Annotated in this window: 14 protein-coding genes; 9 read left to right on the top strand and 5 right to left on the bottom strand. The window is 72.7% G+C overall.

Annotated elements, in window-relative coordinates; all coding sequences use genetic code 11:
- The first annotated feature begins 21 nt into the window (after positions 1-21).
- Together fdxA and ACZ619_RS43785 are read left to right on the top strand one after the other, a co-directional pair.
- Entirely contained in the window at positions 22-342 is a 321-nt protein-coding gene (gene fdxA / locus ACZ619_RS43790) for a ferredoxin (RefSeq protein ID WP_089098949.1), read from the top strand.
- A gap of 138 nt (positions 343-480) precedes the next feature.
- Positions 481-1,575, top strand: a complete 1,095-nt coding sequence (locus tag ACZ619_RS43785; RefSeq protein WP_469611556.1) for a bifunctional succinyldiaminopimelate transaminase/glutamate-prephenate aminotransferase — start codon at positions 481-483, stop codon at positions 1,573-1,575.
- 133 nt (positions 1,576-1,708) lie between these two features.
- Here ACZ619_RS43785 and ACZ619_RS43780 read toward each other — a convergent pair whose 3' ends face one another.
- Positions 1,709-2,125 (bottom strand): ATP-binding protein, encoded by a 417-nt coding sequence (locus tag ACZ619_RS43780; RefSeq protein ID WP_469611555.1) that lies wholly within the window; start codon positions 2,123-2,125, stop codon positions 1,709-1,711.
- 282 nt (positions 2,126-2,407) lie between these two features.
- Positions 2,408-3,424 (bottom strand): heavy metal transporter, encoded by a 1,017-nt coding sequence (locus ACZ619_RS43775; RefSeq protein ID WP_469611554.1) that lies wholly within the window; start codon positions 3,422-3,424, stop codon positions 2,408-2,410.
- 93 nt (positions 3,425-3,517) lie between these two features.
- On the opposite strand from ACZ619_RS43775, the gene dapE reads away from it, so the two are divergent.
- On the top strand, positions 3,518-4,597 hold the full coding sequence (gene dapE / locus ACZ619_RS43770) for a succinyl-diaminopimelate desuccinylase (RefSeq protein WP_469611553.1): 1,080 nt from the start codon (positions 3,518-3,520) through the stop codon (positions 4,595-4,597).
- A gap of 105 nt (positions 4,598-4,702) precedes the next feature.
- Positions 4,703-5,461, top strand: coding sequence for an LOG family protein (locus ACZ619_RS43765; protein WP_469611552.1), 759 nt, complete (start codon positions 4,703-4,705; stop codon positions 5,459-5,461).
- Positions 5,462-5,546: 85 nt separating this feature from the next.
- On the opposite strand, the gene folP is transcribed toward ACZ619_RS43765, so the two are convergent.
- Positions 5,547-6,407, bottom strand: coding sequence for a dihydropteroate synthase (folP, locus tag ACZ619_RS43760; RefSeq protein ID WP_469611551.1), 861 nt, complete (start codon positions 6,405-6,407; stop codon positions 5,547-5,549).
- 157 nt (positions 6,408-6,564) lie between these two features.
- Between folP and ACZ619_RS43755 the strand changes: the two genes are divergently transcribed.
- On the top strand, positions 6,565-6,924 hold the full coding sequence (locus tag ACZ619_RS43755) for a DivIVA domain-containing protein (protein ID WP_469611550.1): 360 nt from the start codon (positions 6,565-6,567) through the stop codon (positions 6,922-6,924).
- The gene (locus tag ACZ619_RS43750) at positions 6,921-7,508 is read left to right on the top strand and encodes a DNA-3-methyladenine glycosylase I (protein WP_469611549.1); all 588 of its coding nucleotides are present in this window, start codon (positions 6,921-6,923) and stop codon (positions 7,506-7,508) included. Before ACZ619_RS43755 ends, ACZ619_RS43750 begins: the two co-directional genes overlap by 4 nt.
- 55 nt (positions 7,509-7,563) lie before the next feature.
- Here ACZ619_RS43750 and chcB read toward each other — a convergent pair whose 3' ends face one another.
- Positions 7,564-8,367 carry a 2-cyclohexenylcarbonyl CoA isomerase gene (gene chcB, locus ACZ619_RS43745; RefSeq protein ID WP_469611548.1) on the bottom strand — a complete coding sequence of 268 codons (804 nt, stop codon included), beginning with the start codon at positions 8,365-8,367 and terminating at the stop codon, positions 7,564-7,566.
- A gap of 379 nt (positions 8,368-8,746) precedes the next feature.
- Here chcB and ACZ619_RS43740 point away from each other — a divergent pair, with 379 nt between their 5' ends.
- The gene (locus ACZ619_RS43740; RefSeq protein WP_004950282.1) at positions 8,747-8,914 is read left to right on the top strand and encodes a DUF3117 domain-containing protein; all 168 of its coding nucleotides are present in this window, start codon (positions 8,747-8,749) and stop codon (positions 8,912-8,914) included.
- An 81-nt stretch (positions 8,915-8,995) separates the two neighbouring features.
- Here ACZ619_RS43740 and ACZ619_RS43735 read toward each other — a convergent pair whose 3' ends face one another.
- A complete protein-coding gene (locus ACZ619_RS43735; RefSeq protein ID WP_469611547.1) occupies positions 8,996-9,679 on the bottom strand; it encodes an O-methyltransferase in 684 nt (227 codons plus the stop codon).
- A gap of 250 nt (positions 9,680-9,929) precedes the next feature.
- Between ACZ619_RS43735 and sigE the strand changes: the two genes are divergently transcribed.
- Together sigE and ACZ619_RS43725 are read left to right on the top strand one after the other, a co-directional pair.
- A complete protein-coding gene (gene sigE, locus ACZ619_RS43730) occupies positions 9,930-10,649 on the top strand; it encodes an RNA polymerase sigma factor SigE (RefSeq protein ID WP_469611579.1) in 720 nt (239 codons plus the stop codon).
- Positions 10,646-11,662, top strand: a complete 1,017-nt coding sequence (locus tag ACZ619_RS43725) for an anti-sigma factor family protein (protein WP_469611546.1) — start codon at positions 10,646-10,648, stop codon at positions 11,660-11,662. Before sigE ends, ACZ619_RS43725 begins: the two co-directional genes overlap by 4 nt.
- Positions 11,663-11,672 lie beyond the last annotated feature (10 nt).

Genomic DNA, 11,672 nt, shown 5'->3' with positions numbered 1-11,672 from the left:
CATTCGAGGAGGAACGACAGCGTGACCTACGTCATCGCGCAGCCTTGTGTCGACGTGAAGGACAAGGCGTGCATCGAAGAGTGCCCGGTCGACTGCATCTACGAGGGCCAGCGGTCCTTGTACATCCACCCGGACGAATGCGTCGACTGTGGTGCCTGTGAGCCGGTCTGCCCGGTCGAGGCGATCTTCTACGAGGACGACACTCCGGAGGAGTGGAAGGACTACTACAAGGCCAACGTCGAGTTCTTCGACGACCTCGGCTCCCCGGGCGGCGCCAGCAAGCTGGGTCTGATCGAGCGCGACCACCCCTTCATCGCCGCGCTGCCCCCGCAGGCCGAGTAGTCCCCGCCGGCGGCCCGCCGCATCATCGTGCCGCCTCGGTCCCGTACGGCCTGATCACGCCCGATCGGCGCCCTACGGGGCCGAGGCGTTTGCCGTACCGGCCGTAGCGGCCGTTCCGAAGAAAGTGAGCAAGCCACCGTGTCCGCAGTCTCCGACCGTCTGCCCGCCTTCCCCTGGGACAAGCTGGAGCCGTACAAGAAGACGGCAGCGGCACACCCGGAGGGCATCGTCGACCTGTCGGTCGGCACCCCGGTGGACCCGGTCCCCGACCTGATCCAGAAGGCCCTGATCGACGCGGCCGACTCGCCCGGCTACCCCACGGTCTGGGGCACCCCGGCGCTGCGCGACGCGATCACCGGCTGGGTCGAGCGCCGTCTGGGCGCCCGTGACGTCACCCACCGCCACGTCCTGCCGATCGTCGGCTCCAAGGAACTCGTCGCCTGGCTCCCCACCCAGCTGGGCCTCGGCCCCGGCGACAAGGTGGCCTACCCGCGCCTGGCGTACCCCACCTACGAGGTCGGCGCCCGCCTCGCCCGTGCCGACCACGAGGTCTACGACGACCCGCGCGACCTCGACCCGGCGAACCTGAAGCTGCTCTGGCTGAACTCCCCGTCCAACCCGACGGGCAAGGTCCTCTCCCGGCGGGAGCTCACGGAGATCGTCGCCTGGGCCCGCGCCCACGGCATCCTGCTCTTCTCCGACGAGTGCTACCTCGAACTCGGCTGGGAGGCCGACCCGGTCTCGGTCCTGCACCCGGACGTCAACGGCGGCTCCTACGACGGCATCGTCGCCGTCCACTCCCTCTCCAAGCGCTCCAACCTCGCCGGCTACCGCGCGGCCTTCCTCGCGGGCGACCCGGCGGTCCTCGGCCCGCTCCTGGAGATCCGCAAGCACGGCGGCATGATGACCTCGGCGCCGACCCAGGCGGCGGTGGTGGCGGCCCTCTCCGACGACACCCACGTCCAGGAGCAGCGCGAGCGCTACGCGTCCCGCCGTACCGCCCTGCGCGCGGCCCTGCTCGCCCACGGCTTCCGCATCGAGCACAGCGAGGCCAGCCTCTACCTCTGGGCCACGCGCGACGAGTCCTGCTGGGACACCGTCGCCCACCTGGCCGCCCGGGGCATCCTCGTGGCCCCGGGAGACTTCTACGGCCGGGCGGGCGAGAACTTCGTCCGCGTAGCCCTCACGGCGACGGACGAACGCGTCCGAGCAGCGGTGGCGCGACTCGCCTGAGGGGCGCGGGGCCGGATCGATGTGCGGCTGCGCCGCGTGGGCGCTACAGCCCCCCACCGGGCCGGCACCCGGAGAACGACGAGAAGGGACCCGGAGTTGCTCCGGGTCCCTTCTCGTCGTGGGCCGGGGTGACTCACCCCAGCGGCAGCCCCTTCACGGGCAGCGACCCCGTCGGCAGCCCGCCCTTCGTCGCCGTGGCCGCCGTCTGGCCCAGCAGCCCGCCCGCGGAGCCCGCCGCGTCGCCCGCGGCGTGCTGCACCACCGGCGTCGCCGTCTTCACGGTCTTGCCTCCGGTCCTGCCCGCGGCCGGCACCGCCGACTCGACCGCCTTGCCGCCGGTGTGCCCGACGGCCCCGGTGACGTGCCGTGTCGCGCCGTCCGCGGTGTTGCCGACACCCGCCGCGTCGAGGGCGGTCAGCCCGCCCAGGTTCGGGGTGGCCGGCAGGCTCGGGGCCGCGCTCGCGGAGCCGGCCGCACCGACCCCGGCGGCCGCTCCCGCTGCGACGAAGAGCGCGGCACGGGCGATCCGGCGGGTCAGGGGGAGGGACATGATGCTCCATTCGACGGGAGGGAACGTGATCGCCGTGACTACCGCTCGAAGCCGTCGAAGGTTGCGGACGCCCAAGGTAAAGAGTTGATAACGCATCGCATTATCGGGTGTGGATAAAAACGGGCAAAGGGCGCCCCGGTGGACGCCCCGCTCTCCCCGCGCGGAACCCTTACGGCCCGGTGTTCCCAAGGGATTTCACGTGGGCGCGGGTGGCGGTGCGAAAACCCGCGCACACCACGCACCCGCACCGTCCGGCCCGACCCGCCGGGGTGAAACCCCGAACTACTGCCCGGTCACGATCCGGACCGACCCCGCGGACTTCTCCGCGCCGCCCGTCCCCTGCGCCGCGGCGACCGTCCGCCACTGGCTGTCCGTGCTCCCCGCGGCCCACTCCCGGCCCGCGTACGACACCCGTCGGATGTGCAGCGCCGAGGAGTTGGCCACCGCCCAGTGCGCCAGCTGCCAGCCGCGCTCGCTCTCGGTGCGCCCCGAGGCGTCCGTCTTGCTGCCCTCCGGCACCGGCACGGTCACGGTCCGCCCGTGCGCCGTGGCGGTGACACTCGGCGTCGGCGTCGGCGACTTGGCCGGGGTGCCGTTGACCTCCGCGCCGGCCTCCTCGACCGCGTCCCGCCCGAAGTCCCGTACCAGCGCGGTCCGTACCGCGTCCGGGCCGGTCGCGGACGCCGTCGCCGGCTCCTCCTCGGTCGCGGCCGCCGGCCGCCCGTCGCAGGTGAGCGTGGCCGCCGCCTGACCGGTGAGCGCCGCCGCGAGCAGCGTGGCGTCCTCCTCGTGCTTGGCGTACGCCTCCGGGTAGCCGCTTCGCTGCACGCGCTGCGCGGCCACGGTCAGCGGCAGCGTCTCGTAGTCGCGCACCTTGGCCAGGTGGGCGTAGAACATGCCCGCCGCGTAGGCCGGGTCGAGGATCTGCTTCTTCGTGCCCCAGCCCTGCGAGGGGCGTTGCTGGAACAGGCCCAGCGAATCCCGGTCGCCGTGCTCGATGTTGAGCAGCGCCGACTCCTGGAGCGCGGTCGCGAGCGCGATGGCCACCGCCCGCTCGGGCATGCCGCGCCCGGTGCCGACGGCGGCGATGGTCGCCGCGTTCACCGCCTGGGCGGGCGTGAACTGGTACGACTTCTTGTCGCTGCGACCCGAGACGACCTTGCAGCCCTGGGCGCCGCCACCTCCGGTGACGTACTGCACGACCAGGTAGGCCGCCACGGCGCAAAGGATCAGGAGGCCCGACACGAAGCGCAGGAGGCGGCCGCGGCGCTTGGGGCGGGTGGGGGACGGCTCTGGCACGCGTACAACATACTGGAGGGTACGAGGGGCTCACCGCCGGGTCGGGAAGCCTGTGAACCAGCCCGCGGGCCGTGGCGGGTTAGGGTCGAGGTCATGGCCGACACCTCGCTTGATCTCACGCTGGACGCCGCCGCGCTGACCGCGCGGCTCGTCGACTTCCCCTCGGAGAGCGGCACCGAGAAGCCGCTCGCGGACGCGATCGAGGGCGCGCTGCGCGCCCTGCCGCATCTGACGGTCGACCGGTACGGCAACAACGTGATCGCCCGGACGGACCTGGGCCGCTCCGAGCGCGTGATCCTGGCCGGCCACATCGACACCGTGCCGATCGCCGACAACGTCCCCTCGCGCCTCGACGAGGACGGCGTGCTGTGGGGCTGCGGCACCTGCGACATGAAGTCGGGCGTCGCGGTCCAGCTGCGCATCGCGGCCACCGTCCCCGCCCCCAACCGCGACCTGACCTTCGTCTTCTACGACAACGAGGAGGTCGCCGCCGACCTGAACGGCCTCAAGCACGTCGCCGAGGCCCGTCCGGACTGGCTGGCGGGCGACTTCGCGGTGCTCCTCGAACCCTCCGACGGCCAGGTCGAGGGCGGCTGCCAGGGCACCCTGCGGGTGCTGCTGAGGACGTCGGGGGAGCGCGCGCACTCGGCGCGCTCCTGGATGGGCTCCAACGCGATCCACGCGGCCGCCCCGATCCTCGCCCGCCTCGCCGCCTACGAGCCGCGGTACCCGGTCATCGACGGCCTGGAGTACCGCGAGGGCCTCAACGCGGTCGGCATCTCGGGCGGGGTGGCCGGCAACGTCATCCCCGACGCGTGCGTGGTGACCGTCAACTTCCGCTACGCCCCCGACCGTTCCGAGGAGGAGGCCCTCGCGCACGTCCGCGAGGTCTTCGCCGGCTGCGGGGTCGAGGAGTTCGTGGTCGACGACCACAGCCCCGGCGCGCTGCCCGGGCTCTCGCACCCGGCCGCGGCGGCCTTCATCGAGGCGGTCGGCGGCACCCCGATGCCCAAGTACGGCTGGACCGACGTCTCCCGCTTCTCGTCGCTCGGCGTGCCCGCGGTCAACTACGGCCCCGGCAACCCGCACTTGGCGCACAAGCGGGACGAACGGGTCGAAACCGCGAAGATCCTGGCGGGGGAGGAGCGGCTGCGCAGCTGGCTGGCCGGCTGAACCGCACGGCACCGCTTCGCACCGGACACGCCGACGTCCCGCGCCTGTAACCCGCTCGGATCTACGCTGAGGCAGGAAACACCTGCAAGCGGAGGGAGTGCACATATGCCTACCGGTAACCCTGAGGGGAAGAAGGTGCCGCCGGACGAGCAGCGCCTGGGGCCGGTCCTCCGACGGCGCGGTCAGGTGACCGCGAGCACGACGGACCAGCGCCTCCTGGACGCGGGCGGCCCCTCCGACTGGGTCCACACGGACCCCTGGCGGGTGCTGCGCATCCAGTCGGAGTTCATCGAGGGCTTCGGCACGCTCGCCGAACTCCCGGCCGCGATCAGCGTCTTCGGCTCCGCCCGTACGCCGGTGGACTCGCCGGAGTACGAGGCGGGCGTGAAGCTCGGCCGCGGCCTGGTCGAGGCCGGCTGGGCCGTGATCACGGGCGGCGGGCCCGGTGCGATGGAGGCGGCCAACAAGGGTGCCCTGGAGGCGGGCGGCGTCTCGGTCGGCCTCGGCATCGAGCTGCCCTTCGAGCAGGGGCTCAACCAGTACGTCGACATCGGCCTCAACTTCCGCTACTTCTTCGTGCGGAAGATGATGTTCGTCAAGTACGCGCAGGGCTTCGTCGTCCTGCCCGGCGGACTCGGCACCCTCGACGAACTCTTCGAGGCCCTCACCCTCGTCCAGACCCAGAAGGTCACCCGCTTCCCGATCGTCCTGTTCGGCAGCGCGTACTGGGGCGGTCTCGTCGACTGGCTCACCCACACGCTGATCGCCCAGGGCAAGGCCTCCGAGAAGGACCTCCTCCTCTTCCACGTCACCGACGACGTCGACGAGGCCGTGGCCCTGGTCTCGAAGGAAGCGGCCCGCTGACCCGACCCGCCCCACCGGGGAGCGGGCCCGGGGGAACCGCGCGCCACGCCGCGGACCCCCGCGGGCCGCTCCCCGTCCTACCGGGTCACGCCAGGCCCCGGCGGGCCACCGCCGGGGGGCGGTGGCCGGCGATGGACGTGACCATGTCCAGGACCTGCCGGGTCTCCGCCACCTCGTGGACGCGGTAGACCTGCGCACCCAGCCACGCCGACACCGCCGTCGTCGCCAGCGTGCCGATCACCCGCTCCTTCACCGGCCGGTCCAGCGTCTCGCCGACGAAGTCCTTGTTGGACAGGGAGACCAGCACCGGCCACCCCGTCTCCACCATCTCGCCCAGCCGCCGCGTCGCCTCGAGGCTGTGCCGCGTGTTCTTGCCGAAGTCGTGCCCGGGATCGATCAGCACCGACTCCCGCGGCACCCCCAGCGCGACGGCCCGCTCCGCCAGCCCCAGCGTCACGCCCAGGATGTCGGCCATGACGTCGTCGTACGTCACCCGGTGCGGTCGCGTACGCGGCTCGGCCCCGCCCGCGTGCGTGCACACCAGCCCCGCCCCGTACCGCGCCGCGACCTCCGCCAGCCCGGGGTCCACCCCGCCCCACGCGTCGTTCAGCAGATCCGCCCCCGCCTCGCAGACCGCCTCCCCGACCGACGCCCGCCAGGTGTCCACACTGATCACCACGTCCGGGAACCGCCTGCGCACCTCCGCCACGAACCCGACGGTCCGCCGCGCCTCCTCCTCGGCGCTGACCTCCTCGCCCGGCCCCGCCTTCACCCCGCCGATGTCGACGATCGCGGCCCCCTCGGCGACCGCCTGCTCCACACGCGCCAGGGCCGGCTCGTCGAGAAAGGTCGCCCCCTGGTCGTAGAAGGAGTCCGGCGTCCGGTTCACGATGGCCATGATCACCGGTTCCCGCGGCCCGAATTCCCGCCTGCCCAGCCTGAGCATCGCCTGTGACCTCTCGTAGTAAGTGCCTCGCTACAGCCGCCTGTGACCCTAACTGCCAGACTCGCATGGCACGATCGGACGCAGACACATTCGACATCGAGCACTCCGAGCACAATGGGTGCCGTACCGAGCTTCACCGAGCCTGGGGGCCGCCGCGATGGTTATGTTCCTGTTCCTGGTCGTCGCGCTCGCGGTCGTGGTCGCCGCGGTCACGCTCTCCGTGGTGGGCGGCGGCGAGAGCGGCCCGCTGCCGGAGGTGGCGCCGGACCGGTTCCAGGACCCGCTGCCCCCGGACCGCCCCGTCCACCGCGACGACGTGGAGAGCCTGCGCTTCCCGCTCGCCCCGCGCGGCTACCGCATGGCCGACGTCGACGACGCGCTCAGCCGCCTCGGCGCCGAACTCGCCGAGCGCGACGCCCGGATCTCCGACCTGGAGTCCGCGCTGGCCGGCGCCCGGACGGCCCCGCACGCCCCGCGCACCTCGCTGGACAAGCCGGAGCCGGAGGACAGGGCGTGACCGAAGGCGCGGCGGTGGCCGGGGCGGACGGCAGGCTGCGCTGCCCCTGGGCCCTGTCCACCGAGGACTACGTGGCGTACCACGACGAGGAGTGGGGCCGCCCGGTCCACGGCGACGACGCCCTCTTCGAGCGGCTCAGCCTGGAGGCCTTCCAGTCCGGCCTGTCCTGGATCACGATCCTGCGCCGCCGCCCCACCTTCCGGACCGCGTTCCGCGGCTTCTGCATCGAGGAGGTCGCCGCCTTCACCGACGAGGACCGCGCGCGCCTGCTGGCCGACCCCGGCATCATCCGCAACCGCGCCAAGGTCGACGCGACGATGGCCAACGCGAAGGTGCTGGCGGGCTGGGCCCCGGGCGAGCTGGACGAGCTGATCTGGTCGCACGCCCCGAAGGCGGACACCTACCCCGTGCCGAAGACCCTGTCCGACGTCCAGGCCGTCACACCGGAGTCCACCGCCCTGTCCAAGGCCCTGAAGAAGCGCGGCCTGCGCTTCGTCGGCCCGACCACCGCCTACGCGCTGATGCAGGCGTGCGGCCTGGTGAACGACCACCTGGAGACCTGCGTCGCCCGCAGCGCCCCGTAGCGGCGCGGGGAACCGCGCGACCGGCCACCGGGCACCCGCGGCTCCCCACGACGGGTCACCGCCCCAGATACTTGGGCTTCTCCTTGTTCACGAACGCCTGCACCGCGATCGCGTGGTCCTCGGCGGCCCCGGCCCGCGTCTGAAGCTCGTCCTCCTTGTCCAGCGTCTCATCCAGGGAGTGCGTGAGCCCGTAGGCCACCGCCTCCTTCAGCGCCGCGTACGCGACCGTCGGCCCCTCGGCCAGCTTCCGCGCGATCTTGCCGGCCTCCTCCCGGAGCCGGTCCGCGGGTACGACCTTGTTCGCGATCCCCAGCTCGTACGCGTCCTGCGCGCCGATGCTCCGGGGGAAGAGCAGCAGGTCGGTGGCGCGCCCGGGGCCCACGACCCGCGGCAGCGTCCACGACACCCCGGAGTCCGCGGTCAGCGCGACCCCGGCGAACGAGGTGTTGAAGGCGGCGGTGTCGGCGACCACCCGGTAGTCCGCGGCCAGCGCGAACCCGAACCCGGCGCCGGCGGCGACGCCGTTCACCGCGGCGACGACCGGCTTCGGCGCCTCCACCAGCGCCCGCACGATCGGGTTGTAGTGCTCCCGGACCGTCGTCATCGTCTGCCCCGCCCCGGTCTCCCGGTCGGACGCGAGCAGCGTGATGTGCTCCTTGAGGTCCTGGCCCACGCAGAACGCCCGGTCACCCGCCGCGGTGAGCAGAATCGCCCGGACGGCCGAGTCGGCCGCGGCTTCCTGCGCGGCCTCCCGGAGGGCGACCTTCGTCGCGATGTCCAGCGCGTTCATCGCCTCGGGACGGTTGAGCGTGATCGTCGCGAGCCCGTCGCCCACCTCGTAGAGCACGGTGTCGGTCATGGTGCGTCCCCTCCGTCGTCTTCGCCGTCGCGGCTGACGTACCGCTCAGTACGTCGGTGTCCGAAGGACAGCATGGCGGAGATCGCCGTCCGCGGACCGGACCCGTCGTGTGACCTGCGTCAAAGAAAACCGGAGCCGACTCGGTCCGCCCGGGGACGCGTAGCGGCGAAGTATCGCAGTCACATCGCCGAATTGGGTGGTTTTGCTCGCGCGCGTTGCCCAAGCGATGCCGACTGATGTTGGTCATCGGGTCCTGAGATGCGGGATAATGGCCTGGAAGCAATGTGTTCGATGCCGGTGCCGCGTGTCCCGCCTGGATCGCGCGTGCCCTTCAGGGCCGTCGGCAGACGATGAGCTGTTTTCAGGAAGGGGAACGAGCATGGCGGCCATGAAGCCGCGGACGGGTGACGGCCCGCTCGAGGTGACCAAGGAGGGGCGGGGCATCGTCATGCGAGTTCCGCTCGAAGGCGGCGGTCGGCTCGTCGTCGAGCTGACCCCTGACGAGGCCGCGGCGCTTGCCGACGCCCTCAAGAACGTCGTCGTCTGACGCGTCAGCGACCATACCCCTTCGGCCGCCCCGGTACCGCTCGCGGTGCCGGGGCGTCGCCGTGCCGCCCGGTCGGCCTCGTCAGCGCTTGACCGCGCAGAGCAGTCCGTCGCCCACCGGCAGCAGCGACGTGACCAGCTCCTGGCTCTCCCGGACCGTGCGCAGCAGCTCCCGCAGCCGCAGCACCTCGGTCGGCTGCGGCCCCGAGTCGACCGTGCGGCCGTTGGCGAAGATTCCCTCGAAGACCACCAGGCCACCGGGGCGCAGCAGGCGCAACGATTCAGCGAGATAGTCCGAATACTCCTGCCGGTCGCCGTCGCAGAAGACCAGGTCGTAGCCGGCGTCCGCGAGCCGGGGCAGCACGTCGAGGGCGCGCCCGGGGATGAACCGGGCCCGGTTGCTGGCGAAGCCGCACGCGCGGAAGGCCTGCCGGGCGAACTGCTGGTGCTCGGGCTCGGGGTCGACGGTCGTCAGCACGCCGTCCGGGCGCATGCCGTGCAGCAGGTGCATCCCGGACACCCCGCAGCCCGTGCCGATCTCGGCGACCGCCTTGGCGTCCACGGAGGCGGCGAGCATGCGCAGCGCGGCGCCCGTGCCGGGCGACACCGAGCGCAGCCCCGCCTCGCGGGCCCGCTCACGGGCCCACCGCAGTGCTTCGTCCTCGGCGACGTAGGCGTCGGCGAACGCCCAGCTCGTCTGCCGGTTGCCGGTAATGACCCTCTCCTGTCCCCATGGTTGCCTGGGCGTGACTGTATCCGTTGACACCGGGAACCCGCAGATGGGACCAGGCGTTTAGAGGGGTGGAAGACAGGGCGGGGGGACACGAATGGATCACGAAGACGAGCGGACGGCCGAGCAGCCGTTGATGCGGCCCGATGCGCCGTATCGGCCCAGATCAAATTCTCGTAAAACCGCTTATCCGGAGCTAACGGGCGAGGTGGCTATGGTAGGGGCTCCACTGGACACCACCAGAGCCGACAGGGGAGGTGCGGCCGTACCTGTGGATCGGGGAGGAGTGCTGCGGCGCTTTCTCGGATCGGCGGGCAGGCCGAAATCCGTGAACGACACCGCTGCTGACCCCAGCCACGCCGACGCTCTCGCCGCAGGCGAGTCCGACCGGACCGCGACCTTCTCCACCGACGCGGACGGTCAGGCATGGACTCCGCCCACGTGGGAGGAGATCGTCAGCATGCACAGTGGCCGCGTCTACCGCCTTGCCTACCGCCTCACGGGTAACCAGCACGATGCCGAGGACCTCACCCAGGAGGTCTTCGTCCGGGTCTTCCGTTCGCTGTCGACCTACTCGCCGGGCACCTTCGAGGGCTGGCTGCACCGCATCACGACCAACCTGTTCCTCGACATGGTCCGGCGTAAGCAGCGCATCCGCTTCGACGCCCTCGGCGAGGACGCGGCCGAGCGCCTGCCCAGCCGTGAGCCCACCCCCTCCCAGGCCTTCAACGACGCGCACTTCGACGCCGACGTCCAGCAGGCCCTGGACACCCTCGCGCCCGAGTTCCGGGCCGCCGTCGTCCTGTGCGACATCGAGGGCCTGTCCTACGAGGAGATCGCCGCGACCCTCGGCGTCAAGCTCGGCACCGTCCGCTCCCGGATCCACCGCGGCCGTTCCCAGCTGCGCAAGGCCCTCGCGCACCGCTCCCCGGAGGCCCGCAAGGCCGAGCGCCGCTCCTTCGTGGCCCGCGTTCCCGCTCTGGGAGGAGGGGGCGCGACCGCGTGAGTGGATCACGACCGAAACCCGCCGAGCGACAGCTCGCGGAGCAGCACCTGGGAGACCGGCTCTCCGCTCTCGTGGACGGAGAGCTCGGTCACGAGTCGCGCGAGCGCGTCCTGGCCCACCTGGCGACCTGCGCCCGGTGCAAGGCCGAGGCCGACGCCCAGCGACGGCTGAAGAACGTCTTCGCGGAGGCCGCCCCGCCGCCGCCCTCCGAGAGCTTCCTGGCCCGCCTCCAGGGCCTGCCCGGGGGCGACGGCACGGACGGCGGCTCGCTGTTCGGCCCGCCCGGTTCCTCCGGCCGCGGATCCGACGGCGGACTCTTCGGCACGGGCCGGGAGGAACGCTTCGAGTTCGGCTACGTCCCCGCCCGCCCGCCCGGCACGCCCGCGGCCGCCGGCCGGGGCTTCCGCATCCACCCCGTCGGCCGCCCCGACGGCGACCGGTCCGCCACGCGCGGCATGCGGTTCGCGTTCGTCGCCGCCGGCGCCGTCTCGCTGGCCGCCGTCGCCCTCGGCGGGGTCACCGCGGGCATGCCCGGCTCCCCGGCCGCGGACGCCCGCGGCACCGGCGGCGGCAGCGTCGCCCCGGCGGGCACCACGGGCACCGGCACGTCGAACGCCGCCGAGTCCCAGCGCCGCCGCTCGGTCAGCCCCCTGCTGGCCTCGGGCTCACTGCTCGGCGTCTCCGCCGCCCCCACCACCTCGGTCTCCGCACCGCTGCTGCCCGGGGTGCCCGCCCCGGCCGTCGGGCAGAAGGCGCTGCGCGAACTGGCCGCACCCGTGATGGCCGGCGCGGCCGCCGTCTCCCCCCTGATACGGCCGCTCACCGCCTACCAGCCGTTCTCCCTCACCTCGGGGACCGCCACCCCCGAGGCGACCGGCGCCGCCCTGCTCGCCGCACCCGTCCCCGACACCACCTCCGCTCCCTCCCCGTCCCCGTTATGTTCTTCGCGGCTCCGCAATGGGGCCGCTGGCCTCCGGGCCCGGCATGACTGTGTCCCCCTGTCGAACGGATGACCTGGGGGGT

The organism is Streptomyces sp. NPDC104367, assembly GCF_055583825.1.
This window is presented reverse-complemented; position numbering and strand designations above follow the sequence as displayed.

Excerpts from the sequence above, each read along its gene's own strand:
- ACZ619_RS43780 (WP_469611555.1), bottom strand. The coding sequence starts at position 2,125 with ATGTCCCTCCCCCTGACCCGCCGGATCGCCCGTGCCGCGCTCTTCGTC.
- dapE (WP_469611553.1), top strand. The coding sequence starts at position 3,518 with ATGGCCGACACCTCGCTTGATCTCACGCTGGACGCCGCCGCGCTGACC.
- ACZ619_RS43765 (WP_469611552.1), top strand. The coding sequence starts at position 4,703 with ATGCCTACCGGTAACCCTGAGGGGAAGAAGGTGCCGCCGGACGAGCAG.
- folP (WP_469611551.1), bottom strand. The coding sequence starts at position 6,407 with ATGCTCAGGCTGGGCAGGCGGGAATTCGGGCCGCGGGAACCGGTGATC.
- ACZ619_RS43755 (WP_469611550.1), top strand. The coding sequence starts at position 6,565 with ATGGTTATGTTCCTGTTCCTGGTCGTCGCGCTCGCGGTCGTGGTCGCC.
- chcB (WP_469611548.1), bottom strand. The coding sequence starts at position 8,367 with ATGACCGACACCGTGCTCTACGAGGTGGGCGACGGGCTCGCGACGATC.
- ACZ619_RS43740 (WP_004950282.1), top strand. The coding sequence starts at position 8,747 with ATGGCGGCCATGAAGCCGCGGACGGGTGACGGCCCGCTCGAGGTGACC.